At 63.5% G+C, this 24891-nt stretch carries 19 protein-coding genes and 1 pseudogene; 17 read left to right on the top strand and 3 right to left on the bottom strand.

Annotation, left to right across the window (positions count from 1 at the left end; genetic code table 11):
* Positions 1 to 2: 2 nt before the first annotated feature.
* From EWH10_RS16520 to EWH10_RS16485, 8 genes are all read left to right on the top strand, one after another.
* Entirely contained in the window at positions 3 to 974 is a 972-nt protein-coding gene (locus EWH10_RS16520; protein ID WP_065846596.1) for a Gfo/Idh/MocA family protein, read from the top strand.
* Positions 975 to 1235: 261 nt separating this feature from the next.
* Positions 1236 to 2303 (top strand): PLP-dependent cysteine synthase family protein, encoded by a 1068-nt coding sequence (locus EWH10_RS16515; protein ID WP_425281153.1) that lies wholly within the window; start codon positions 1236 to 1238, stop codon positions 2301 to 2303.
* 101 nt (positions 2304 to 2404) lie between these two features.
* The gene (locus EWH10_RS16510) at positions 2405 to 5956 is read left to right on the top strand and encodes a hydantoinase B/oxoprolinase family protein (protein ID WP_065846598.1); all 3552 of its coding nucleotides are present in this window, start codon (positions 2405 to 2407) and stop codon (positions 5954 to 5956) included.
* Positions 5957 to 5970: 14 nt separating this feature from the next.
* Positions 5971 to 6951: a DUF2891 domain-containing protein gene (locus EWH10_RS16505; protein ID WP_242495898.1), complete on the top strand. Its 981-nt coding sequence runs from the start codon at positions 5971 to 5973 to the stop codon at positions 6949 to 6951.
* 78 nt (positions 6952 to 7029) lie between these two features.
* Positions 7030 to 7692: a peroxiredoxin gene (locus EWH10_RS16500; RefSeq protein WP_065846602.1), complete on the top strand. Its 663-nt coding sequence runs from the start codon at positions 7030 to 7032 to the stop codon at positions 7690 to 7692.
* Positions 7685 to 8074, top strand: a complete 390-nt coding sequence (locus EWH10_RS16495) for an ArsR/SmtB family transcription factor (protein WP_025550089.1) — start codon at positions 7685 to 7687, stop codon at positions 8072 to 8074. Before EWH10_RS16500 ends, EWH10_RS16495 begins: the two co-directional genes overlap by 8 nt.
* A gap of 286 nt (positions 8075 to 8360) precedes the next feature.
* Positions 8361 to 9338, top strand: a complete 978-nt coding sequence (gene trxB, locus EWH10_RS16490) for a thioredoxin-disulfide reductase (RefSeq protein ID WP_025550090.1) — start codon at positions 8361 to 8363, stop codon at positions 9336 to 9338.
* A gap of 69 nt (positions 9339 to 9407) precedes the next feature.
* Positions 9408 to 11447 (top strand): M3 family metallopeptidase, encoded by a 2040-nt coding sequence (locus EWH10_RS16485; protein ID WP_065846603.1) that lies wholly within the window; start codon positions 9408 to 9410, stop codon positions 11445 to 11447.
* 41 nt (positions 11448 to 11488) lie between these two features.
* Here the strand turns inward: EWH10_RS16485 and EWH10_RS16480 are convergent, their stop codons facing one another.
* On the bottom strand, positions 11489 to 11983 hold the full coding sequence (locus EWH10_RS16480; protein WP_065846604.1) for an Lrp/AsnC family transcriptional regulator: 495 nt from the start codon (positions 11981 to 11983) through the stop codon (positions 11489 to 11491).
* A 422-nt stretch (positions 11984 to 12405) separates the two neighbouring features.
* Between EWH10_RS16480 and EWH10_RS16475 the strand changes: the two genes are divergently transcribed.
* The 7 genes from EWH10_RS16475 (at position 12406) to tldD (ending at position 21608) form a co-directional block, all read left to right on the top strand.
* Entirely contained in the window at positions 12406 to 14739 is a 2334-nt protein-coding gene (locus tag EWH10_RS16475; protein WP_130030083.1) for a TonB-dependent siderophore receptor, read from the top strand.
* A gap of 3 nt (positions 14740 to 14742) precedes the next feature.
* On the top strand, positions 14743 to 16569 hold the full coding sequence (locus EWH10_RS16470; RefSeq protein WP_128830884.1) for an ABC transporter ATP-binding protein/permease: 1827 nt from the start codon (positions 14743 to 14745) through the stop codon (positions 16567 to 16569).
* On the top strand, positions 16562 to 17374 hold the full coding sequence (locus EWH10_RS16465) for a hypothetical protein (protein WP_130030082.1): 813 nt from the start codon (positions 16562 to 16564) through the stop codon (positions 17372 to 17374). Before EWH10_RS16470 ends, EWH10_RS16465 begins: the two co-directional genes overlap by 8 nt.
* Positions 17375 to 17450: 76 nt before the next feature.
* Positions 17451 to 17786, top strand: coding sequence for a thioredoxin (gene trxA / locus EWH10_RS16460; RefSeq protein WP_025551985.1), 336 nt, complete (start codon positions 17451 to 17453; stop codon positions 17784 to 17786).
* A complete protein-coding gene (locus EWH10_RS16455; protein WP_065846610.1) occupies positions 17783 to 18673 on the top strand; it encodes a hypothetical protein in 891 nt (296 codons plus the stop codon). The genes trxA and EWH10_RS16455 overlap by 4 nt, the downstream gene beginning before the upstream one ends.
* A 138-nt stretch (positions 18674 to 18811) precedes the next feature.
* The gene (locus EWH10_RS16450; protein ID WP_207212591.1) at positions 18812 to 20122 is read left to right on the top strand and encodes a TldD/PmbA family protein; all 1311 of its coding nucleotides are present in this window, start codon (positions 18812 to 18814) and stop codon (positions 20120 to 20122) included.
* Between the two features lie 19 nt (positions 20123 to 20141).
* Positions 20142 to 21608 carry a metalloprotease TldD gene (gene tldD, locus EWH10_RS16445; RefSeq protein WP_229742678.1) on the top strand — a complete coding sequence of 489 codons (1467 nt, stop codon included), beginning with the start codon at positions 20142 to 20144 and terminating at the stop codon, positions 21606 to 21608.
* A 2-nt stretch (positions 21609 to 21610) separates the two neighbouring features.
* On the opposite strand, the pseudogene EWH10_RS16440 reads toward tldD, so the two are convergent.
* A pseudogene (locus tag EWH10_RS16440) lies at positions 21611 to 21755 on the bottom strand (IS481 family transposase); the annotation flags it as partial.
* 149 nt (positions 21756 to 21904) lie between these two features.
* On the opposite strand from EWH10_RS16440, the gene EWH10_RS16435 reads away from it, so the two are divergent.
* Together EWH10_RS16435 and EWH10_RS16430 are read left to right on the top strand one after the other, a co-directional pair.
* Positions 21905 to 22816 (top strand): alpha/beta hydrolase, encoded by a 912-nt coding sequence (locus EWH10_RS16435; RefSeq protein ID WP_158230072.1) that lies wholly within the window; start codon positions 21905 to 21907, stop codon positions 22814 to 22816.
* Positions 22813 to 23826 carry a substrate-binding domain-containing protein gene (locus tag EWH10_RS16430; RefSeq protein WP_064232781.1) on the top strand — a complete coding sequence of 338 codons (1014 nt, stop codon included), beginning with the start codon at positions 22813 to 22815 and terminating at the stop codon, positions 23824 to 23826. The genes EWH10_RS16435 and EWH10_RS16430 overlap by 4 nt, the downstream gene beginning before the upstream one ends.
* A gap of 15 nt (positions 23827 to 23841) precedes the next feature.
* On the opposite strand, the gene EWH10_RS16425 is transcribed toward EWH10_RS16430, so the two are convergent.
* Entirely contained in the window at positions 23842 to 24891 is a 1050-nt protein-coding gene (locus EWH10_RS16425) for an alpha/beta hydrolase (protein ID WP_130030081.1), read from the bottom strand.

Below are 24891 nucleotides of genomic sequence, written 5' to 3'. Positions count from 1 at the left end.
CAATGGCCGGCCAGGCGTTCAGCCTGCATCCTGTCCAGACAAGAGGATTTACCGTGGAGCCTGTCCGATTGGGTCTCGTGGGCATCGGCAAGATCGCCAGGGACCAGCATCTGCCCGCCATCGCCGCCGACCGCCGCTTCCGCCTTGCCGCCACTGCCAGTCGTCAGGGCCGCGTGGAGGGGATCGACGGCTATCATGACATTGAGGATATGATCAGAGCCTGCCGACTGGACGCGGTTTCACTCTGCACGCCGCCGGATGGGCGCTACGCACAGGCGCTGACCGCCCTGGAAGCCGGGCTGCATGTCATGCTGGAAAAGCCGCCGACGGTGACGCTTTCGCATATCGCGGCACTGACGCAGGCCGCGCGTGCGGCAGGCGTGACGCTCTTTGCAACCTGGCATTCGCGCGAGGCGGCGGGTGTGGCTCCAGCGCGCGCGTGGCTTGCCGATAAACGCATTCTCGCCGTCCGGATCGACTGGCGCGAAGACATCCGCCGCTGGCATCCGGATCAGGAATGGATCCTCGGTTCGGGGGGCTTTGGCGTATTCGACCCCGGCATCAACGCCCTGTCGATTGCGACCGAGATCCTGCCGCACGAACTGCTGCTTGAGCAGGCCAGCCTGGATGTGCCGGCAGGACGCATGTCTCCCATCGCCGCCGACCTCAGGATGCGCTGCGGCGATGCCGTAGTGCACGCGATATTCGACTTTCTCGAAACCGGCCCGCAGATTTGGTCCATAGAAGTCGATACCGACGCCGGCACCCTGCGCCTCGCCATGGGCGGCAGCATATTGCAACTTCCCGGCGAACCGGAGAGCATTGCGGCGGACCGGGAATATGCACGCCTCTACGCCCGGTTCGCGGAGTTGATCGCAGCGGGGCAAAGCGATGTGGATATAAGGCCGCTACGGCTTGTCTCCGACGCCTTCCTGATTGCGGAGCGGCGGATCACCGAAGCCTTCGCATTCTGATGGCTGCCTATCTATCGGGATTATCGTAAAGCGGTCTCTCGCATTTGGGGGGTGTGGTCTGGATAGCCGTAGTTGATCCTGACCGAACGCAAACACTTTCAATATTACCTGAATCGTGTAATGAAAATTTCGCTGGGGTTTCGCTGGCGGAGCTGGAAGTGGAGGGAACGGGCTGATGAGCGGCATATCGCCAATCACCGCTGGTGGCACGATCGATAAGTTGCACGGCAAGTGTCGAGCCGGCGGGAACGTCGCGGCATGATGAGGCAGGACGTTCGTGAATGGCGCGCGGAGGCGGTACGTCGGATCGAGGCGGACTATAATCGCTCAGCCGACACGCATTTGATCCGCCTGGATCTGCCCCGCTATCCCGGTATCACCCTCTACCTCAAGGATGAGAGCTCACATCCCACCGGCAGCCTGAAGCATCGGCTGGCGCGTTCGCTGTTCCTTTATGCGCTTTGCAGCGGCTGGATCGGGCCCGATACGTGCGTGATCGAAGCTTCCTCCGGCTCGACCGCGGTGAGCGAGGCCTATTTTTCACGCATGCTCGGGCTTCGCTTCATCGCCGTCGTGCCGGCCAGCACGGCCGCGCCCAAGCTGGAGGCGATCCGCTTCTATGGTGGCGAGATCCATCCGGTTGAAGATCCGCGCAAGGTCTATGAGGTGGCGCATGAGCTGGCGGCCCAGACCGGCGGCCACTATCTCGACCAGTTCACCTATGCGGAACGGGCGACCGACTGGCGCGGCAACAACAATATCGCCGAATCGATTTTCGCGCAGATGGCGCATGAGGAACACCCCGTTCCATCCTGGATCGTTTGCGGCGCGGGAACGGGTGGAACCTCCGCGACGATCGGCCGCTTCATCCGTTACCAGCGTCACACCACCCGGCTGTGCGTCGCCGATCCGCTCCATTCGGTCTTCCATCGCCATTTCGATGCCGCCGATGTGGTCGCCTTGCCCGAAGGTTGCGCGTCCTACATCGAGGGGATCGGGCGGCCGCGGGTGGAGCCCAGTTTCCTGCCCTCGGTCATCGACCGGATGCTCGCAGTCGATGATGCCGACAGCCTTGGGGCGATGCGCGCCTTGTCCGACCGGCTCGGCCGACGGGTCGGCGGTTCGACGGGAACCAATCTGGTGGCGTGCGAGGCGCTGATCCGGGAAATGGCGTCTGCTGGCGAAACAGGAAGCGTCGTGACGCTGCTGTGCGACAGCGGAGACCGCTATGGCTGCACCTATTATGACGATGACTGGATGGCCGAACGTGACATTTGCTGGGCGCCATCTGCCGCCCGGCTGGCGTCGTTTCTGGCGCTCGACCGCTGATGGCGCACTGACATGAGCGTCGCTGGCCACAACAGGCGCACCGAACGGGCGCGATGCGATCGCCTGTGGCCGATCGTGCGCCGACATGGCAAGGATGCGGCATGACTGGCTGGCGGTTCTGGATCGATCGGGGCGGCACGTTCACCGATGTCGTGGCGCGGAAGCCGGGCGGTGAAATCGTCACGGCCAAGCTCCTGTCGGAAGACCCGGAACGCTACGAGGATGCCGCGGTTGAAGCGATCCGGCGGCTGACGGAAGGCGCGCCTGTCGATTTCGAGCTGCGGATCGGCACGACGGTCGCGACCAATGCTCTGCTGGAGCGCAAGGGCGAGCCGACGGTGCTGGCCATCACGCGCGGATTTGGTGATGCGTTGCTGATCGGCCATCAGGAAAGGCCCGACATCTTCGCGCGCGATCCGCACCGGCCGCCGCCCCTTTTTTCCCGGACGATAGAGGTCGAGGAACGGGTCGCCGAAGACGGCCGGGTCTTGCAGCCGCTGGACAGGGTGAAAGCGGCAGAGCATCTCAGGCAGGCGTTCGAGGCGGGATACAGGGCCATCGCCATCGTGCTGATGCACGGGTGGCGTTTCCCGATGCACGAGGCGGCGCTGATGGCGCTGGCGGAACGGCAGGGATTCACGCAGATTTCCGTCAGTCATCGCGTCGCGCCCGTGGTGAAGCTCATCGGCCGCGGCGACACGACCGTCGCCGACGCCTATCTGTCGCCTGTCGTCCGGAACTATGTCGAACGGTTGACCGCCGCCCTTGAAAGGGAGGCGCTGTTCATGCAGTCTTCCGGGGGTCTGGTTGCCGGCAAGGCTTTCCGGGGAAAGGATGCGATCCTTTCCGGCCCGGCGGGCGGCATCGTCGGCATGACGGTCACTGCGGCCCAGGCCGGCTTCGACCGCGTGATCGGCTTCGACATGGGCGGGACCTCGACCGATGTCTCCCACTATGCCGGCGAGTTCGAGCGGGATTCGGAGACGATCGTCGCGGGCGTGCGCGTTCGGGTCCCGATGCTCCGCATCCACACCGTCGCGGCGGGCGGCGGATCGATCTGCCGCCTCGACAACGGGCGCCTTGTCGTGGGGCCTGAAAGCGCCGGGGCGGTGCCGGGTCCTGCCTGCTACAGGCGCGGCGGCCCCTTGACGGTCACCGACTGCAACCTTCTGCTGGGGAAACTCCGCCCGGAATATTTCCCGGCGCTGTTCGGACCCGACGGGAGCCTTCCGCCCGACCGCGAAGCGGTGGAAGCGCGATTTGCGGAGCTTCCGCTCGATCCGGCAAGCGCGGCGGAGGGGTTCGTCGCCGTGGCGGTCGCGAACATGGCCAATGCGATCCGCACCATTTCCGTCGCGCGGGGCCATGACGTGACCCGGTATGTCCTGGCCTGCTTCGGCGGTGCGGGCGGGCAGCATGCCTGCCTTGTCGCTGATGCGCTGGCGATGGATCGGGTGATGATCCATCCTCTCGCGGGGGTGTTGTCCGCCTATGGCATGGGACTTGCGGACCGGCGCGAGGTTCGGGAGGCGAGCCTCGGCACGCCGGCGTCCGATCGGGCAGCGCTGGTCAGTGCGCTGGACGCGCTGACCGAGCAGGCGCGCGAGGCGCTGCGGCGGCAGGGCGTCGATCCGGCGTCGATCAAGGTCGATCAGCGCGTTCATCTGCGTCGCGGCGATACGGAGCATACGATCGAGATTCCCTTCGGCGAGACAGACGCGATGGCCGCCGCGTTCGATGCGGCGCACCGTGCGCAGTTCGGCTTCGACGCCCGCGCGGCCCTGATTGTCGACCGTATGGTTGCGGAGGCGATTTCGGCATCGGATGTTTCCCAGGACGCTGTGGTTTCCCTGCCGCGCGAGCCGTCGCCGCCGCTGGATTCAGCGCCTGTCCGCATGGCCGGCGCCTGGCGGGAGGCGGCGGTGCACGCGCGCGAGCGGCTGCCGGCCGGCGCGATCGTGAAAGGACCCGCCCTGATCATCGACGCCGTGTCCACAACAGTCGTGGAGCCGGGATGGAGCGCCAGTGTCGATCCGCAGGGCAGCCTGATCCTGGACCGCGTCGAACCCCGCACGAACGAGGTCGTGGCCGACGCCACGCAAGCGGATCCTGTCCGTCTCGCGATCTTCGCCGGGCTGTTCATGAACATAGCCGAGGAAATGGGGGCGGCGGTCCAGCGCACGGCAACCTCCGTCAACATCCGCGAACGGCTGGATTTCAGCTGCGCGCTATTCGATGCCAGCGGCAATCTCGTCGCCAATGCGCCGCACATCCCGGTGCATCTCGGCTCGATGGGGGACAGCATCCGCACGATCATCGCTGACCGTGGCGACTGCCGCGACGGACGGGGTATGCGCCGGGGTGACGCCTATGCGCTCAACGCACCCTATCGTGGCGGCACCCATCTGCCCGACATCACCGTCATCATGCCCGTGTTCGCAGACGAAGCGGCGGACAAGCCGACCTGGTTCGTGGCCGCGCGCGGTCACCATGCCGATGTGGGCGGCGTAACGCCGGGATCGATGCCGCCCAACAGTCGCACCCTTCAGGAGGAGGGCGTGCTGCTCGACAATGTCCTGGTGGTCGATGAGGGACGGTTCCTTGAAACCGAACTGCGTCTGATGTTTGCCGCTGGCCCGTATCCGGCGCGGAATATCGACCAGAACATCGCCGATCTCACCGCTCAACTCGCCGCCTGTGCAAGGGGGGCGGAGGGTCTGGCTCACATGGCCGAAAGTCATGGAGCCGATGTCGTCACCGCCTATATGGAGCATGTCCAGGCACATTCGGACGCAGCGGTTCGCCGGCTCTTGCCGACGCTGGCGAATGGGGCGTTCGCCTATGAGATGGACGATGGCGCGGTCGTGCGGGTCCAGATAAGGATCGACCGCGAGCGGGAGCGGTTGTCGGTCGATTTCACAGGCACCAGTGCGCAGCGCCAAAATAACTTCAATGCGCCTGCTGCCATCGTGCGGGCAGCCGTGCTGTACGTCGTGCGCACGATGCTGGATGATGCGATCCCGCTCAACGACGGCTGTCTGCGTCACGTGGACATTCATATTCCCGAAGGTTCGATGCTGAAGCCGTGCCATCCCGCGGCGGTGGTCGCCGGCAATGTCGAAACCAGCCAGGTGGTCACCGACGCGCTGTTCGGGGCGCTGGGCGCGGTTGCCGCTTCGCAGGGCACGATGAACAATCTTACCCTGGGCGACGACGCATACCAATATTATGAAACCATCGCGGGCGGCGCGGGGGCCGGACCGGGGTTTGACGGTGCATCCGTGATCCAGACCCACATGACCAACAGCCGCATGACCGACCCCGAGATATTCGAGGGGCGGACATCCTGTCTCGTCGAGGCCTTCGCGATACGCCGCGGTTCTGGCGGCGAAGGCCTGAACCGCGGCGGCGACGGCGCCGTGCGGCGAATTCGTTTCCTTCGCCCGATGACCGCCTGCCTGCTCGCCAATCGGCATCGGGTGCCCCCGTTCGGTCTTGACGGCGGGAAAAACGGCGCAGCCGGCGCCGTGCGGATCGAGCGGGCCAGCGGACATATCGAGCCGCTTGGCTCGACGGCAGAAGTCGATATGCAGACAGGCGACGTGCTGGTCGTCGAGACGCCGGGCGGCGGCGGTTTTGGTCGATTGCCATGAGGCTGGACGAGGCCATGGCGGGCCGCTTCCTTCGGCTGACGCTGGGGCACCTCACGCGCGAATGGCCGTACAAGCTCGATCAGATACTTGCCTCGCCGGACGATCTGGCGACGCCACGTTCGCTCCATCCGGCGTTCTACGGCAGTTTCGATTGGCACAGCTGCGTCCATGGCTGGTGGCAGGTCATGCGGCTCTGCCGGCTGTTCCCGCATCTTCCCGAGGTCCAGGCGGTCGACGCGCTTGCCGACGGCACGCTGACTCAAGAGGCGATCATGGGCGAGTGCATGTCGCTCGATCGTCCCATGGCCGCCGCCTTCGAGCGGCCCTATGGCTGGGGATGGCTTCTCGCGCTTCACGACGAACTCGCCTTCCGGCCTGCACGGCCGTGGGCGAAGGCTTTGGCGCCCTTGGCCGAACGGATCGCTGACCGTCTTGCCGCCTACCTGCCCCGGCTTTGCTACCCGGTGCGCAGCGGCAAGCACGATAATACGGCCTTTGCCCTGGTGCACGCGCTTCGTTGGGCACGACGCCGCAGAGCGGATCTGGCATTGCTGATCGAGGAGCGGGCGACCGGCTGGTTCGGCGGCGACCGGGCGGCACGGCCATGGGAGCCGAGCGGCGAGGACTTCCTGTCGCCCACATTATGCGAAGCCATGTTGATGCGCGAGGTGGGCGGCGAGAGATTTGCCGGCTGGCTGGCCGCGTTCATGCCGGACCCGTTCGGGGACGATATGCGCGCCCTCACGTCCCCCGCGACGGTGACCGACCGAACCGACGGGCGGCTGGCACATATGGACGGGCTCAATCTTTCGCGCGCATGGTGCTGGTTCTCGCTGGCGCCCTTTCTGCCCCTGCCCGAACGGATAAGGGACATCGCCTCGATCCATCTGGGTTCGGCGCTGCCCCACCTTGCCGACGACTATATGGGCGAGCACTGGCTTGCGACCTTCGCTGTCCTCGCCCTGACGGCGGACGATGGCCATGTGGCGGCCTGATCGCGGAAATAGCCGCAACTTGCGCCCTGTCGCGCGAACCGCTCTTTGCTCGCGCCGCAAGCTTTTGTAGGAGGGGTGATGACCTCCAGCCCGTGCCTTCCCGACCCCGGCTCCGTGCAGCGACGGACGGCTTTGCGCATCGGCGATGCGGCGCCGAATTTTCGCGCCCGTACCACCATGGGCGAAGTCCAGCTTCGCGACTTCCGTGGCCGCTGGCTGATCTTGTTCGCCCACCCGGCCGACTTCACGCCCGTCTGCACGAGCGAGTTCATTGCGCTGGCTCGCGCTGCCGACGAATTCGCCAGGCGCGATTGCGATCTACTGGGGCTCTCGGTCGACAGCCTGTATTCGCATCTGGCCTGGATCGACGTCATTCGCCAGCGCCTGGGCGTGACCATATCGTTTCCCATCATCGAAGATCCGTCGATGGCGATCGGGGAAGCCTATGGCATGGTGGATCGCAGCGACCCCGACAGCTCGTCGGTGCGCGCGGTCTACTTCATCGATCCGGACGGCATCGTTCGGGCGATGATATGGTATCCCTTGTCGGTCGGCCGCTCCGTGGACGAGCTGCTGCGCATGCTGGACGCGCTCCAGAAGACGGCCACGGGAGAGGTGCTGGCGCCCGAGGGATGGCGGCCCGGGCGATCGGTCCTCCTGCCCGCGCCCCAGCATGGGAGCGCGCTGGGCGAGGCGGGGGACGAGCTCTGGTTTTATCGCGAGCGTCCCGATCATGGCTGATCCGATCGACCGGGCGACAGCGACCGAGATCGTGGAGCGATTGCGGGTCTTTGCCCAGCCGCAAAGACTGGCGATCCTGACGGCCCTTCTTCAAGGCGAACAGTCGGTGGCCGCCATCGATGCCGCCACGGGGATCGGCCAGCCGGCCCTGAGCCAACAATTGGGCGAGCTTCGGCGTGCAGAACTCGTCGCCCAGCGGCGGGATGCCAAGTCCGTCGTTTACCGGTTGATCGACGAGCGGACCGCCGCTGTGGTGCGGATCGTAGTCGCCGCCTTCGGCAGCAACGATCCGCTCGAAGCCGGGATAAGGCGCGAGGATGCTCCCGCACGGCGCGCTCATGTCGGATCGGCGGCCATGTTCGCGGTGGTGGACAGAAGCTGAGGCTGGAGATCCGGTCAGCGTCATGACCCATCATGTGCGATGCGCCTGGCGGCTGCATCGAAGTCGCGCGCCAATCGAAAACCATCGCCGCCCGCGCAGCCGGAACGTGAAGAAAGGGGAGGGGGCCTGACGTTGCGGGGTCGGAACAGTGGGCGACTTCCCGGCGGAGCGGCCGATTGCGCGATGGCGGGTCCGATCACAGCGGCATCTTGTCTGTTTCTTTATTTATGAAACTGTGTAATAGGCCGCGGCGACTGGTTCGACGAATATTGGCAAGGGGTAAGGAATGCCGCGTGATCGCCATAGCAAGGTGCTCATCATTGGCTCGGGGCCGGCGGGCTACACCGCGGCAGTCTATGCGGCGCGTGCCGCGCTGAAGCCCCTGTTGATCGAAGGGATGCAGCCCGGTGGTCAGCTTACCATCACCACCGATGTCGAGAACTGGCCGGGGGACAGGAGCGTGCTGGGTCCCGACCTCATGGCGCGGATGGCTGCCCAGGTGGCGCATGTCGGCACGGAGGTCGTTTCCGACACGATCGTTGAGGTCGATCTTGCCGCAACGCCGTTCGTCGCGGTTGGGGACAGCGGCGCGCGCTATACGGGCGATACCGTCGTCATCGCGACAGGGGCGTCGGCACGCTGGCTGGGGCTCGACAGCGAGACGCGGTATCGCGGCGCGGGCGTATCCGCTTGCGCGACTTGCGATGGCTTCTTCTATCGCGACCGCGTGGTTGCCGTGGTGGGCGGCGGAAACACCGCGGTCGAGGAAGCGCTGTACCTCACCAATTTCGCTGAAAAGGTCTATTTGATCCATCGCAGGGGCGAACTGCGCGCCGACCGCACCAACCAGGCGCGCCTCCATGCCAATCCCAAGATCGAGATGGTCTGGCATGCCGAAGTGGCCGAGGTCCGGGGCGATGGCCGCGTCGTGACGGGTGTCGAGCTTCGCGATGTCCGTAATGGGCAAGCGCGTGCGCTGGCCGTCGATGGGTTGTTCGTGGCGATCGGGCACGATCCCGCCACGTCGCTGTTCGCCGGTCAGATCGCGATGGATGCGGAGGGCTATATTCTGGTGACCCCCGGTTCGACCGCCACCAGCGTGCCCGGCATATTCGCGGCCGGTGACGTGCAGGACAAGCTGTTTCGTCAGGCCGTGACGTCCGCCGGCATGGGTTGCATGGCGGCGCTGGAGGCCGAGCGCTATCTTGCAGGCCATATGCCTCACGCCATCGCCGCGGAGCCCGGGGCTCCCGTCACTGTCTGAGCGCGTCGGCGCGTGCGGCACAGGCCGGGCGCCACGCTGCCATGTCCTTTCTGTTTCGAAGAGGTACCCATGCCGATCAACGCGCTGCTGCAAGCGAATGAACTGCCTCCGTTCGGGGCGATCACGCCGGAGGCGATCGGATCAGCGCTGGATGTCGCCATTGCGGCGCAGGATGCGGTCATCGAAGCGCTGGTCCGGCACCGGCCCACCGCGTTCACGGAGACATGGCTTCCGCTTGAGCGGGCCGGGGTTGCGATCGAGGCGCTCTGGTCAGCGGTTTATCATCTGCATGCCGTGGCGGACACGTCGGAACTTCGCGCTGCTTATGCCGCAGGCGAGGCCAGGCTGGTCGAAGCCGATATGCGCAAGCGACAGAATCGCGATCTGTTCGATGTTCTGACGGCGCTCTCCACATCGCCCGGCTTCGCAGAACGGCCGGCTGCCGATCGGGTCGCGGTCGAGCATGCCCTGCGCGACTTCAGGCTGTCCGGCGTGGCGCTGGAACCAGAGGCACGGGCAAGCTACGCCGAGATGTCGGTCGAACTGTCCCGGCTTTCGACCGAATTTGCGAGCGCCGTGCTCGACGCGACCGATGCCTGGTCCGAACTGGTGACCGATGAAGCGCTGCTCGCCGGGATTTCCGACACGGACAAGGATATGTTCCGTGCGGCCGCTCTCGCAATGGGACGAGAGGGGTGGCTGGTCACATTGCAGCAACCGAGCGTCAACGCCGTGCTGACTTTCGCCGAAAATCGCGAACTTCGCGCTCGTGTGTACGAAGCCTATGGCACGCGCGGCTCCGATCAGGGACCGCAGGCCGGGAAGTTCGACAATTCCGCGAGGATCGCGCGAATTCTGGAGTTGAGGCACCAGGCAGCGCATCTGTTGGGCTTCGCCGATCCGGTCGACTGGTCGCTTGCCACCAAGATGGCGAGCGACGCCGGCGAGATTCTTGCCTTCCTGCGAGACCTGGCGAAGCGCGCCAAGCCGGTGGCAGAGTGCGACCTTGCGGAATTGCGCGACCATGCCGCCGCCGAACTGGGCATCGAAACCCTCCAGCCATGGGACATCGGCTTCACCGCAAACCGTTTGCGGCAGGCGCGTTACTCGGTCGATGAACAGGCGGTGCGCGCATACTTCCCGGTTCAGCGTGTCCTCCAGGGTTGGGGAACGCTTCTCAAGCGCCTTTTCGGCATCAGCCTGATCGAACGTCAGGATGTCGCGCTGTGGCATGAGGACGCCCGCTACTTCGATGTAGCCGACGAGAGCGGCGTGGCGATTGCCGGTTTGTACCTCGATCTGCACGCGCGGACGGGCAAGCGCGGCGGCGCGTGGATGGCTCCAGCGCGTCCTCGGCTGAGCGATGGCGATATGATCGGCGTGCCGGTCGCCTATATGGTCTGCAACTTCACGCCGAAAAGCGAAGCGGCGCCTTCGCTGCTGTCTCATACCGATGTGCTGACGCTCCTTCACGAGACCGGACATTGCCTCCACCACCTCTTCACGCGGGTCGATCGGCCGAGCATCGCGGGAACGACGGGCTTCGAGTGGGACGCGATCGAGTTGCCGAGCCAGCTCATGGAGGATTTCGCCTGGGATCGCGATGTGTTGACCGGCATGTCGGGTCATCATGTGACCGGCGAACCTTTGCCGCAGTCGCTGTTCGACAGGCTGTCCGCAGCCCGGCACTTCCAGTCGGGCATGTTCATCGTCAGGCAGGTGGAGTTGTCGATGTTCGACATCCTGCTGCATCTGGGTACGATGGGCTCCGATCCGATGGAGGTGATCGAGGCGGTCCGCGAAGAGGTCGCCGTCGTTCGCCCGCCCGCGTGGCACCGCTTCCCGCATGCTTTCACGCATATCTTCGCGGGAAGCTATGCTGCGGGCTACTATAGCTATCTCTGGGCAGAGATACTCGCAGCCGATGGGTTTCAAAGGTTCGCGGAAGCCGGCCTTGTCGATCGCTCGACCGGCGAGTTGTTTCGCGACGAGGTCCTCTCTAGGGGAGCCAGCCGCCCGGCGGCCAACAGCTTCCGCGCCTTTCGCGGCCGGGACCCCGACAACAGCGCGATCCTGAAGCGGCACGGGTTGATCGTGGAGCACCGTTGAGGCGGACGATGCCCCTGTAAACCAGCGCATGCCGAAATGGATTACTCAGCCGCGTCCGGGGACGTGTTCAATGGCAAAGGCAGGGGAATGGCGCTTGAATTGCGATATTCCCCCACTGCGAAGGACGTCGAAACTTCGGTGAGGCGAACTTTGCTGGTCAGCACCTTGTAGAATGAGTCGAAACCCGCAATGTCGGGCAGAAGGACCTTGATGATGTAATCAACGCTGCCGGCAAGCCTGTAAAACTCGATGACCTGCGGTATGCTTAAAACCGCCTGTTGAAAACTGGTGTTCCATTCCTCGGAATGCTCCGCTGCCTTGACGTTGACAAAGGCTATCAGATGAAACCCCAATGAAGACGGATTTAATACGGTCACTCGCCTCTTGATGACGCCGCGGTCTTCAAAAGATTTGATCCTCTTCCAGCAGGCATTCTGGGACAGCCCCACGAGTTCGGCAACCTCCTTGATCGTTACATTGGCATTATCCTGCACAATCCCCAATATCTTGATGTCGTGAAGGTCGAAATCGTGCACGTCGCTCTCCTTAATGCCCGGCGTCGATTTTGCCGTGAGGGCATAGCGATTTCGGGTCAATAGATCAGCCAAGATCGGCGCTGAATGTGGCATGGCACCATAGCTGAAGGCTGCCGGGACGACGAGACAGCGAAACGAAAAACCACCGCAAACTCCGCGTGATAAAGAAAATTAGATTATTCGTCATATAAAGCGAACATAATCCCTTGAATATATCAATATGGCGAATTAATGTCGCTCCTGCCAACCCGAGATGGGATAACGATTCGCCGTCACCTCGCCCCTTCTTCTTCCGTTTCAGCGCAAACTCGACAAATGCGCTGCAAGGAGCGCGGCAGCTGCGGAGATGGTCATGCCAGCCTGGATTGCGATGTTCGGTGAAACAGATCCCGGGCGTCGAGGCACGAAAGGGAGGACTCGGAATGAGGTGGGGAACTACAACCGCTGTGGTGGCGCTGGCCGTGTGCGGCGCGCAACAGGCTTATGGGCAGACCGTCACGCGCTACGACTTCGATGTTGCGGCAGGCCCGCGGCGGCAGGTCATCCAGACAATCGCCGGTATCGCAGGTGCTGACGTATCGTTCGCTGACGCGGCCGACAAGGGGCTCGATCAGGTCGTGGGGCCTGTACGCGGTAATTTGACACTTGCGCAAGCCCTTCGGGAGGCGCTGGCAGGCAGCAAGTGGTTCGTCGAGACGGCGGGTAACGGACAGGTTCGTATCGCCCGCTCCGGCGGAAACGCGGACATCATCGTCACTGGCAGGCGCGATCCTCTTCGCAAGGAGGACTCCAATCTTCTCACCCGCTCCGACACGCCCTTGAAGGATACGCCGGGAACGATCGTGTCGGTGACGCAATCGGTGCTCGCAACCCAGAACACGACTTCATTGAACGAAGCTATTCGGAACCTGCCGGGCGTGACTTATACCCCAGGTCCGCCGAGCCAGATCAGTTCACGTGGGGACAGCACGCGGGGCGCTTCGTTCACCAACGGCCTCCGAAACTCGATTGCGGGGGGAGACGCGCCTACGATCGACGTGGAGTCGATCGAGGTTTTGAAAGGACCGTCATCCGTTCTGACCGGGACCTCGGTGGCTGGCGGCCTGGTCAATCTCAACCCGAAAAGGGCGACGGGGACAAGCCTTCCCCAATTCGACTTCGGCGTGGGCAGCAACGACTATATTCGTGGTTCAGTGGATGTCGGAGGAACGATCTCCGAATCCGACCGGCTGTATTGGCGTTTTGTCGGCTTGTCGGAGCATGCGGACCGGCAAAGCAATGGAGGGCAAAATCCACATTCCTATGCGGCTTCCGCGATCTTCGGTTACCGGGACAATGGATGGAAGATCGACGCAAGTTCCCAAGTCTACGACACTCGCATTGTCTACGGCAAACTATATTATGCAGACCCGACGACAAACACCGTTCAGCCGGTGACAATTTTTTCCAACGATAACAACTATTATAAAACCCGGTCGCTGTCGCAGAATCTGGGCGTCGAACGCGATCTTGTCACGTCCGAGGCGTTCACGCTCCGCTTGCGATCGCGAATGCGGTATCAATATGCCGAGCAGACCCTTCAAAACCAGCTTTATCAGGGCAAGTATAATTTCGGCGGCGCCATCGGCATCATCGACTTGGTGACAGGCAACAACAGTTTCTCGAAAAACTATCAGTTCAGCTCATCGAGCGACCTTTACGCCAAGCTTGAGACCGGATCGGTCACGCAGCAATTTATCGTCGCTTTCGATTATTCATGGCAGAAGATCAACCAGATCGCATCCGGTTATAGCGCATTGGTCCCCTTCCAGCCGCTTCCTTCGCTTGGGTCTATTCCCGACAGCAGCAATCCCAACAGGAATGAGCTGCGGGCAACCCGCAAGGATTACGGCCTCGTGGTTCAGGACCAGATAAGCTGGGGGCCCTTTCATGCCCTCCTCAGTGCGCGCCAGACCTGGTACGATTTGACAAGTCGGCAGGTCTTTTACCCCTATCTTATCAACAACGACGCGGATCAGCGCATCAGCAAGCTGCTGCCGACCGGCGGATTGGTCTTTAGCGCCACGAAATGGGCGTCGATCTATTACACCTATCAGAAGGCCGTAACCCCCCCTAATTTGGGGGTCCGGACCTATCGGGGGGCGCCATTTCCGGCCGCCATCAGCACAGGGCACGAAGCCGGCGTCAAGCTGGAGCTTTTCGGTGGCCGCCTTTCGGTAACCGGCGACTATTTCCGAAAGGACAACAACAATTATCCCCTGATCGATCCGGCGCATCCGGGTTTTTACATTCCCGGTCCCGGGCAGAAGTCGGAGGGTTTCGAGATCAATCAAAGTGGGAAGATCACGCCAACGCTGTTCCTGCAGAGCGGATTTGCCTACACCACCTCCAGAAGCGCAACACCCCTTGTTTCAGCGCCGCGTTATCAGGCAAATGCCTGGCTGCTGAAGTCCTTCACGCTTGGCGACAGGCAGCAACTCGACATCGGCTTTGGCGGCAACTATCAGAGCAATGTCAATCTGGTTAAGACCGATTCCTTGACCGGCATAACCACTTATCCGAAGTTTCCGATTAAATATGTTCGTTTCGATGCCGCCGTCGGTTATACCTACGGTCCATATAAGCTGAACCTGACGGTCAACAATCTGTTCGATCGGTTCAATATTTATACGCCGCTGGTGGCCAACAGCCTTTACCAGGGGGTCGGCCGGGAATTTCGGCTCGTCTTCACCGCGGCTTTGCCGAAATCGAGGTAGAATGTGACCGCGAGCGTATCCGACATTGGTGCTGATGCCGTAGTCGCGACCGAATGTCCCCCGGATTTTGCACATCGCAATGTCTGGGGAGACGTCGCCTACATGGTCCGCCTCCTTGCGTTTCACGTCAGGCGGGACTGGATTTTTGCCGTGCCTTTGTGGGTTCTTTTGCTAGGCGCGGGCGCGGTCGGCTCTTACCTGCAATTGCGGTACATCAGGGAGCTTGCAAACGTCACCAACGGTCTGGTCGTCAGCAATCGTCCTGCCGTGGTCGCCGCGCTGACAGGCGCGGTGGTCTTCATCGTCCTGACCGCAATCCATCATGGCTTGCAATCGGCACTCGCCTATACCCTGCGTATCCGCATCAGGACGGCGCTCACGGGCGAGCTATTGAGGCGGTGGCTGGGCGGCCGCGGCTTTTATCGTCCGTTGCAGGACCACGCGCTCGACCATCCCGAACAGCGGGTCCAGGAAGATGTCTATAATTTTGGCCTGTATCTTATTCAGCTGGCTCCCGCGCTGGTTACGTCGGCCACGACGTTCTACCTTTACTCCAACCAGTTATGGCTGCTGTCTTCACCGCTGCCAGTCTCCATGCCGTCCGGCGGGCAGATCATCATACCACGGGCGCTCTATGTTCTGGCGATCGCGACGGCGATCGTTGCGACGCTCAGCGCTCACCTGATCGGCCGGATCTATACGCGGCTGGACGTGGTGCGGCAGCGGATCGAGGCAGGTTTCCGCCACGATCTCGGTCAGGCCCGCGAATTTGCCGAACAGATCGTTCTGGGCGGCGGGCAGGCGCTCGAGGAAGCCCGTGCCCGGCACGACTATGCACTGATCCGGCGGAACTGGCGACCGTACACGGGGAGTGCCGCGAGCCTTGAGGCGGTGCGGGTGCTGATCACCCTGTTGGCGTCGGTCATTCCGACTGTCCTTCTCTTCCCACTCGTTCTGGCCGGCAAGATGCAGGTCGGCGACCTTACCATCGCGGGGGTGGCATTCGGCGCGGTGTTTCACGCATTTGGCAGCATCTCAACAAATTATGACGGATTTGCGCTCCTGCGATCGGCGTCGCAGCGTATCCAGCTGATGGACGAGTCGCTGTCATATGAGCAGTCCTCGGGCTTCGTGCACGCCGCTGCCGACAGGCCTGAGTTTGCGGTGCGCGACCTGGAAGTACGAACCGCGGCCGGCCATAAGCTGTTCTCGATCGACAAGCTCACGATCGGCGCCGGAGAGCGCTGGCTGGTGCGGGGCATGTCCGGATCGGGCAAGAGCACCTTCTTCCGGGTCATGTCTGGCATCTGGCCGTTTGGATCGGGCACGGTAGAGCATCCGTCGCAAGGATCGAGGGTCATGTTCCTGCCGCAGAAGCCTTATCTGCCGAACGGCACGTTGGCGGAGCTGCTGAGCTATCCCAGTCCTTCCGATGCGTTCGCCCCGGCGGACTATCGTGCAGTGCTGACGGACATTCGGCTTGAGCGCCTGATCGGCGACATCGGCGCCGCGCGGAGCTGGGCGAAACGGCTTTCTCCCGGGGAACAGCAGCGCGTGGTGCTCGCCCGGGCGCTGCTGCAAAAGCCCGATTTCCTGTTCCTGGACGAGGCGACGAGCTCGCTCGATCCCAAGACGGAAGCGGCGATGTTCGACGTGCTTGCCCGGCGACTGCCCGACACGTCGCTCGTCACGATCGCCCATACCGACCGGCTGACTCGATATCATAGCCATCAGCTGCAGATCGAGAATGGTGGGGTCACGATCGCCGAGCTCAAGGGGGCTGCCGAGGGGGCGCTAATCAACCAGTCTGAAAGATCCCATAATGACTGAGCACAATCAGAGGTTACAGGACGTGGCCGCCGCCGCCGACCCGGTCGCCCCGCTTTTCACTGACGGTTCGCGCTCTGCGGCGCTGATCGAATGGGCAGGATCGCGAGGCATTGATGCGGCCACCATCCTGCTTGCAGGCGAATTGTCCCGCATGGACGAGCATGGACAGGCGGCTTTCGTCACGGCCATTGTGGAAGAAGCGCGAATCCAGCCGGGGGACGGGCTGCGTTGGTTGCTGTGGTTGTGGAACGATGCGCCGACGCCGATACGGTCCCGCCTGTCCGAAGAGCGCGACATTCGGGCGGTCGAGGAAGTCATGGAGATCCACCGGCGCGTGCTTGCCGGAGAGGCGGTCAGCAACCCGGTCTGGCGCGCGGCCCGCCGGCAGTTCGCAGCGGCGATGACGCCGGACGCTCCCGAGGCAGCGGTCGAAGCGATCATGTCGTCTATGTGGGACCTCCATGCGACGCCGGGAGCCGTGGCCGACGTCGCCAGCACCTGGATAGTCCAATCCAGCGCTGCGGATGCCTTTGAACCGGCAGGCTGGACGGCAGCCGAGCATCATCGGGTGCAATCGACCTGGGACGCCTATGGCATCGAGCAGGCGCATCATAACCGCAGGCTGCCCGGCGAAGACGATGCCGCCTTCGGTGAACGCCTGCAGCGATACACGCTGGAGAACCCCGTCCCGCTCAGCTCGGACGATTTCGACAATTGGCGGACCTGGCAGGCGGAGCGGCAGAAGATCATGACCGCGCGCGTTGAAGAATTGCGGGCCGGATTGTGCGGCATCGTCAGCCGCTGACCCCTTCACCCAACACATCACGCCCCTTCTTCCCGTTTGAGAACGGCGAAGATCGGCCACCATTGAGGAACATATCATGGCAAATATCCCATCGGCCACCGACGCAACCTTCGAGGAAAAGGTCCTGAAGTCGGACATTCCCGTGCTTGTCGACTTTACGGCGGCCTGGTGCGGGCCGTGCAAGGCGATGGCGCCGGCGATCGAGGACCTTGCGCGCGAATATGAGGGCGAGGCGGCAGTCTATCTGGTCGACATCGACGAGAATCCCGACACCCGTCATGCCCAGGGCATCATGGGCGTCCCCACGTTCATGATCTTCAACCGCGGCGAACTGGTGGAACGGTTCACCGGCAGCATGAGCCGGTCGAAATTGGCAGCGGCGCTGGAAGCCGCCATCGAGGCCGCCCAGTGAGCATCGCGAGCAGGCGCGCTCTGCTGACGCTGATCGCGGAGGCCGAGCGGAACGGCGATGCGGCGGCATTGCCATTCTATGCAACGCCGGCGGCGGAGGTCTCGGCTTTTGCAGCCCGATATGATCTCGACCTTAGTTTCCTGAACCTGATCATGACCTTCGCGACCGGCGACGTGGGCTTCTGGCGCCAGGTCGTTGAAGCACTGCCGCCAGGCGCGGACGGCCGGATTGCCGCTGCGCGCTGGATCGAATGGCTATGGACGGATGCGGAGACCGGACTTCGAAATCGGGTTGGCGATGCCGTGCTGCGGGCGAGCGGGGACAGGGTCTGCGACCTCCAGCGCCGTGCCGCTGCGGGCGAGGACGTGGCTCGCAGCGACTGGCGACAGGTGCGGATCAGGCTGGCGAGCCGCGATGGCGGCGATGACGTGCAGGCGGCAGCGATTGAGGGGATTGCCGCGGCAGCCTGGGACCTTGGCAGCGCGCCTGGCGCAGCGGCCGACATGATCTACGCCTGGAAGGCCATGCTGTTCGCTGAAGTGGGCCGGGACCTGGAGTGGACCGCGGAAAAGCAATCCGCGGCCAACGAGCGCTTCGATCGCATGGCCGCCTCCGCCCGTGCAAACGCAGACGCCGCCGTGCAGCAGGCAAGAGCGGAAGGCACTGACGTAGCGCCTGAAGGAGGGCCCATCGAGACGACGCCCTTCTATCGCGACGCCTATAACAAGGGTGTGGCCGACTTCATCGCCGCCAATCCTTCCGACCTCGATCTTTATGGCCAGCGGACGCGGGCCGCGGTCGACAATATGTACCGCCTCGGTCGAGACGGTTTGTTGCGCCAGGTCGCCTCTCTGTCCACCGCGCCGGCTTCGATGGTGAGCGCCTGAAACGGCGGTGACGGGCCGTATGGGCGACGGGGCAGGATCAACAGGATGTCATCGGCCGTACAGCGACTGGACTGGGTGAGGAGGAACGGGATCGTGCGTGGCTCAGGCGACGGTTATCTCCTGAAAAGCAGGGAAGATTTGGCGCAGATCGCGCGAGACGCAGCAAACCGCGCCATGCAGCGTGGCGCGCAGCAGGTCGTTGCTTCCGCCAACGAAGTCGCAGGCATCGTCATGCGCGCGCGCGGCGGCGTGTTCGGCAGCGCGGTCCGCGAAGGCAAGCAGGTCGTCAGCATTCGGGTATTCGATCGCGGCCGTACCGGAACGGCGACCACCTCCGCCCTGACCCGGGCGGGCCTTGATCTCGCGGCGGAACGCGCCATCGCGATCGCCCGCACGGTCGAGCCCGATCCCGACGCCGCTCCCGCCGCGGACGAGTGGCTTGCACGGTCCGCGTCCGAGGTGCCGATGTTCGAGCCTTCGAACCTCACCGCGCAGGATCTTGGCGGCATGGCGCTGGAGATCGAAGAGGCGGCCCTGGCGACAGGCGGCGGGTCGGTCCGCGTCAATGACGCCGGCGCCGCCAGCATCGACGCCAGCGCCGCCATGGCGATCGGGCGCGATTTCGATCGTTCGCTCGTCGCGTCCAGACATGATATCTGGTGCAGCGCCATCGCCGAGCAAGACGGGATGATGGTGCAGGATAGCTGGTCGAGTTCCGATCGGCGCGTATCGCAGCTCCTGCCGCCCTTCATGGTCGGCAGGACGGCGGCGGACCGCGCGTTGCGCAAGCGGGGCGGTCGCACAGTCGACACGCAAACATGCCCCGTCCTGTTCGACGCGCCGGTCGCCGCGAGCCTGGTGTACGATATTGTCGGGGCACTGACCGGCGCGGCCCAATATAGGGGCGCGACGTTCCTGACCGGGGGCAAGGGCGCGCAGGCACTTTCCGGCCATGTCGATCTGCTTGAGGACCCGTTCGAACCTTATGGCCTTGGCAGCGGCGTGTGCGACAGCGAGGGCGTCGCGAGCATCCACCGTTTCGTGATTTCAGGTGGGCGCGTGGAGGATTATTTTCTATCGTGCTTCTACGCGCGCAAGCTCGGCCTTCAACCGACGGGCAATGCCGATGGCGTCCGCAACCTGCATTTCACCAGCCGCCATCCCCCCCGATCGACAGCGGCGCTGCTGCGTCTTCTGGATCGGGGACTTTGGGTCACTGAGTTGATCGGGGGGGCCGTCGACCCGGTCACGGGTACCTATTCGAAGGCAGCCGCGGGGTTCTGGATCGAGAATGGCGCCGTCGCCTTTCCGGTGCAGGACATCACGATTGCCGGTGAACTGCCGGTGATGCTGCGGCAGATCGTCGCGATCGGCGGCGATGTTCATCGCAGCGGCGCGGTGCGGACCGGGTCCGTTCTGATCGAGTCCATGCGCATCGCGGGCCGGTGATCGCGGAGCAGGAGAAACCATGTCGGCCTATCAGGAAATGTCGCAACAGGATGCGGTGTCGATCGCGGAGCACCGGTTGCTGGAACCCGCCGGACTGGTGCGCGGGACAGTGGCTGCCGCTGTCGACAGGCTGCTCGGCAACGGTGCCGACCATGCCGATCTCTACTTCGAGGCAGGCCAGGCCGAAAGCTGGAGCCTTGACGACGGCAAGGTGTCCGCGGGACAGTTCTCCATCTCGCAAGGCTTCGGCGCACGCGCGGTCACCGGAGAGCAGACAGCCTTCGCATATTCCGGCGATATGACGCCCAAGGCGATCGAGGCGGCCACCGGTACCGTGCGAAGCATGCTGCTGCATGGCGATGACGCGCGACGGAGCGGGGGTGTGGCCATCGACACCGGCAACAAGCGCCCGCTGCTGTATGGCATCGACAATCCGCTGGAGTCGTTGCCTGACGCCGGGAAGATTTTGCTCCTACAGGAACTCGATCGTCGCTGCCGCGAGGCCGATCCGCGTATCGTTCAGGTATCAGGCCGGCTGGAAGCCTCGCACAACATTATCCTGGTCATGGACAGCGACGCATCGGTCGCGGCCGATGTGCGGCCATTGGTGCAGCTGGCCGTCACCGTCATCGCCCAGTCCGGGACGCGCCGGGCCATGGGCACCGGCGTGGAGGGAGGACGCTTCACCCTGGCCGAGTTCCACGGCGAGCGGCTGGAACGGCTGGTGCGCACCGCCGTGAGAATAGCGCTTGTGAACCTCGACGCCCGGCCGGCGCCGTCGGGTGTGATGTCGGTGGTGCTGGGCAATGGTTTCCCCGGTGTCCTGCTGCACGAAGCGGTCGGCCACGGCCTGGAAGCGGACGCGCACCTCAAGCGGTCCTCGGTCTTTACGGAACGAATGAACGGGCGGATCGCGGCGGAGGGCGTGACGGTGATCGATGACGGCACCCTGGCCGAACATCGCGGCTCGCTGAACGTGGATGACGAAGGCGTGCCCACCTCACGCAACGTCCTGATCGAAAACGGGCATCTCACCGGTTTGATGCAGGATCGGAAAAGCGCTCGTCTGATGGGGCGGGCGCCCACTGGCAACGGCCGGCGCCAAAGCCATGCTCATCTGCCGATGCCGCGGATGACCAACACCTACCTTGCCCCCGGCGACAAGGAGCCGGAGGAGATTATCCGGTCGGTCAGACACGGTGTCTATGCCGTCGCTTTTGGCGGTGGCACGGTGGACATTACGAGTGGCCAGTTCAATTTTTCGGCCACCGAAGCCTATCTGATCGAAGATGGAAAGGTGACCGCCCCGATCCAGGGCGCCGTGTTGATCGGCCTCGGCCACGAGGCGCTCAAGCATGTGTCCATGATCGGCAATGATCTGCGTTTCGCTGATGGCGTTTGCGGCAAGGAAGGGCAGACTGTTCCCGTCTGTGTCGGCCAGCCGACCATTCGGATCGATGAGATGGTCGTTGGCGGAACTGCCTGATTGTTTAGTCCCTGCATCTGATGGTGTGGGTCGAGCGTAAACCGCTGCGGCTCTTTTGCAGATATGTTCGTATGGCGTGAGGCCGCGCAGGGTTTTGAGGCGGCGGCCAAAGTCGTACGCGTCAATGAAGTCGTGGAGGGGCGGTCGGTGCCTCCAATACCCCCTCCCATAGCCCGGCATGGCACCGACGGCTGAAGCGGCGATGGACCGTATTCCATTCGCCTGTTTGCACTTGCATTAAAAAATGCGCATGAGCCCGAAAAATGCTATCGATGTCATTTTGGGAAAGGCGCCGGATGCTCAATGAAGAAATTGCCAAGTTCCTGGGCCCGGGATCGGATGCTCATCCCATTTTCGACGCGTCGGGGATTTCCGCGATGCGCGAAGGAATGCGAATGGCCGGGGCCGCTTTGCCGGCGCCGACGCTGGAGATCCAGGATCACGAAGCCAATGGCGTTCCGGTGCGGTTATACAAGCCGCATGGCATGCAGCATGTTCCAACGCCACTCCTGGTCTTCCTTCATGGGGGCGGCTGGATGCTTGGCGATATCGAAAGCCACGATGCGCCGTGCAGAGTCCTTGCGGACAGGGCGCAATGCGCGGTGCTGGCCGTAGGCTATCGTCTCGCGCCCGAACATCCTTTTCCCGCGGCGCTCGACGATTGCGCCAATGCCTTTGAATGGGCGTTGGCCAATGCCGGGTCTTTGGGGTGCGACGCGGATCGGATCGCCCTTGGCGGAGAGAGCGCCGGCGCCAATCTTTGCGCCGCCCTGACCATCCGCTTTCGCGATCGGGCCCAGGACCAGCCCGCCTTCCAGTTCCTCGTTCATCCGGCAACGGACCTGCTGTTGGGCCAATCCAGTATCGATGATGTCTCGCTTCCCGGCATGACGCGGTCATATCTGGAAGCGTGCGTGCGAATATATGTTGGGGACCAGGATGCGTCGCACCCATGGATTTCTCCCATGCGATGCCCGGATCTGTCGAATCTTCCCCGCTCCGTCATCTATACCGTGGAGGTCGACCCGCTTCGCGACGATGGCGAGAATTACGCCCTGGCACTTGCCCGGGCCGGGACCGAAGTGTTGATTCAGCGTCTGCCGGGGCTGCCGCATGGCTTTATGGTCTTGCCGACGTCCCTTCAGGCGGTAGATCGTGCATTCGACCAGTTGGCACAATGCCTCAAATCCTATTTCGGTGACAGATGAGTACGCCACCCAAGAAAGAGAGCGCCCCAGCCCGCCCCACCATGGCGATGGTCGCAAAGATGGCGGGAGTATCCAAGATCACCGTGTCCCGCGCTCTGGGCGGCAGTGCCCTTGTGCGGCCCGAGTTGCGCGAAAAAATAGTCGAGATTGCCCGTGAGGCCGGCTATCGGATGAACTCTGCGGCACGGTCGTTGCGGACGAGGCGGTCGCATACCATCGCCATGGTCATCGAACGCCTGATCGCCGGCGACCGCCCCATATCCGATCCGCTGCTGCTTGCGATGATCGGCGGCCTGCTGGAAATCCTGACCCCTTCCGGCTACGCCATGCTTCTGACCACCAGCGATCACTATCTTGATCATAACGCCATCGATGCGGACGGCATCATCATGCTGGGACAGGGCCTGAAGGGGGAAAGGGTGAAGCCGATCGCCGCATTGGGCTTGCCCATGGTGATATGGGGCGCCGTCACTGCCGCAAATGGCCTGACCGTCATCGGGAGCGATAACCGGCAGGGTGGACGGCTCGCCGCCGGGCATCTGGTGGAAAGGGGCCGGCGCAAAATTCTTTTCCTGGGCGATCATCGCCACCCGGAGGTGGGCGAACGCCTGGAAGGGGTTCGCGATGTCGTGGCCGCCACGACGGCGGCGCTCGTCGGCAGCATCGCTTGCGAATTCTCGCGCGTGGCGGGTGCGTCAGCCGTGCAACAGGCGTTGAGCCAGAATATGGAGTTCGACGCGATCATCGCGGCCAGCGACTTTATCGCTGCCGGCGCTTGCGACGCTCTTATCGACAGAGGCATGCGAGTGCCCGATGAGGTCGCGATCACCGGTTTCGACGATATTGCGGTGGCCACAAGCAACCGGCCGCCCCTGACCACGATTCGCCAGGACTGGTCGGCTGCCGGCAGGCTGTTGGGCGAGGCGATCCTGCAGTCGGTCGCGGGGGAAGAAAAAGGCTTTTCCTCCACGATCCTTCCCGTGGAACTCATTGTCCGGCAGAGCAGCTGAGGAACCCGCTTCTGCTCAGCAGAGGCGTTTTTGGAAGAATGCCGCCAGAAGCGCGAATACCTCCCGCGATTCCGGCAGGTCAACGTCGACGTGGTGCGCATGCCACATGCCGTCGAACATCGTCAATTCAGCCTCCCTGCCCGCCGCCCTCAGCCGCCGATGCATGACCGTGACGGAGCTGGCCGCGAAGTCCCTGGTCCCGCTCACAAGCAGGGCGGGGGGGAATCGTGCCAGAACAGCGGGGTGCTCACCGGGAAAGACAAAAGCGTCCTTCGGATCGGTACCGGCGAAATAGGGCAGATCATGAAGCCGCTGGACGGCCGCCGCATCCGCCGTTCCGTTGAGCAGCGCCGCCATCTCCAGCGAATCGCCGCCGAGATCGACGCCGGCCGCATGGAGCATGGCTATCCCCTCCGGAAGCCGGTCGCCGCGCTGGATCATGCGGGACACGACCTGCGCCGTCAGCACCGCGCCCGCGGAGCAGCCATAGATGCCCAGTTTGAGGGCAGGGTTTTTCGACCGGAGATCATCGATGACGGTGAGCACGTCCAGCACGGCGCAGGGATAAGGATGTTCCGGCGCGAGGCGGTATTCCACGGCCAGAACCGCCATATCCGCAACCGCCGCGACCGGCACTGCCTCGATCAAGGCTCCCGCCCCGTTCCCCCACATGAAAGCGCCCCCATGAAGGCAGATGAGGATCTTGTCCGGGGGCGCCGATGGACGCCGCACCAACTGCGCCGGTATCCCGTTGATGACGAGAGCCTCTGTCTCGACCGGATAGTGACGGCTTGCCACTTCCAGGCGCGCTGAGTTGATGCGGTCGTAGTGACGGCGCAATTCATCGACGCTTTCGATCGGCGGCGCATCGTCCGCCCTGATCGCCTCAAACCGATCCCCGGCCATGCCGCTGACCCAGCGGGCGAACGGAGGCGGCGGCACCGCGGCGCCATCCCAATTGTTATCGGTGCCAAACCCCTCATCCTCTTTTTCTACAGACTTTTTCACGCGTGATGATCTCCGATTGACATCGATACCATTGCCCGATAGTGCCGGTTCGCACAA

Source organism: Sphingobium fuliginis, from assembly GCF_004152845.1.
Lineage (GTDB): Bacteria > Pseudomonadota > Alphaproteobacteria > Sphingomonadales > Sphingomonadaceae > Sphingobium > Sphingobium fuliginis.
The sequence above is the reverse complement of the archived record's forward strand: the minus strand, read 5'-3'. Positions and strand labels throughout refer to the sequence as shown.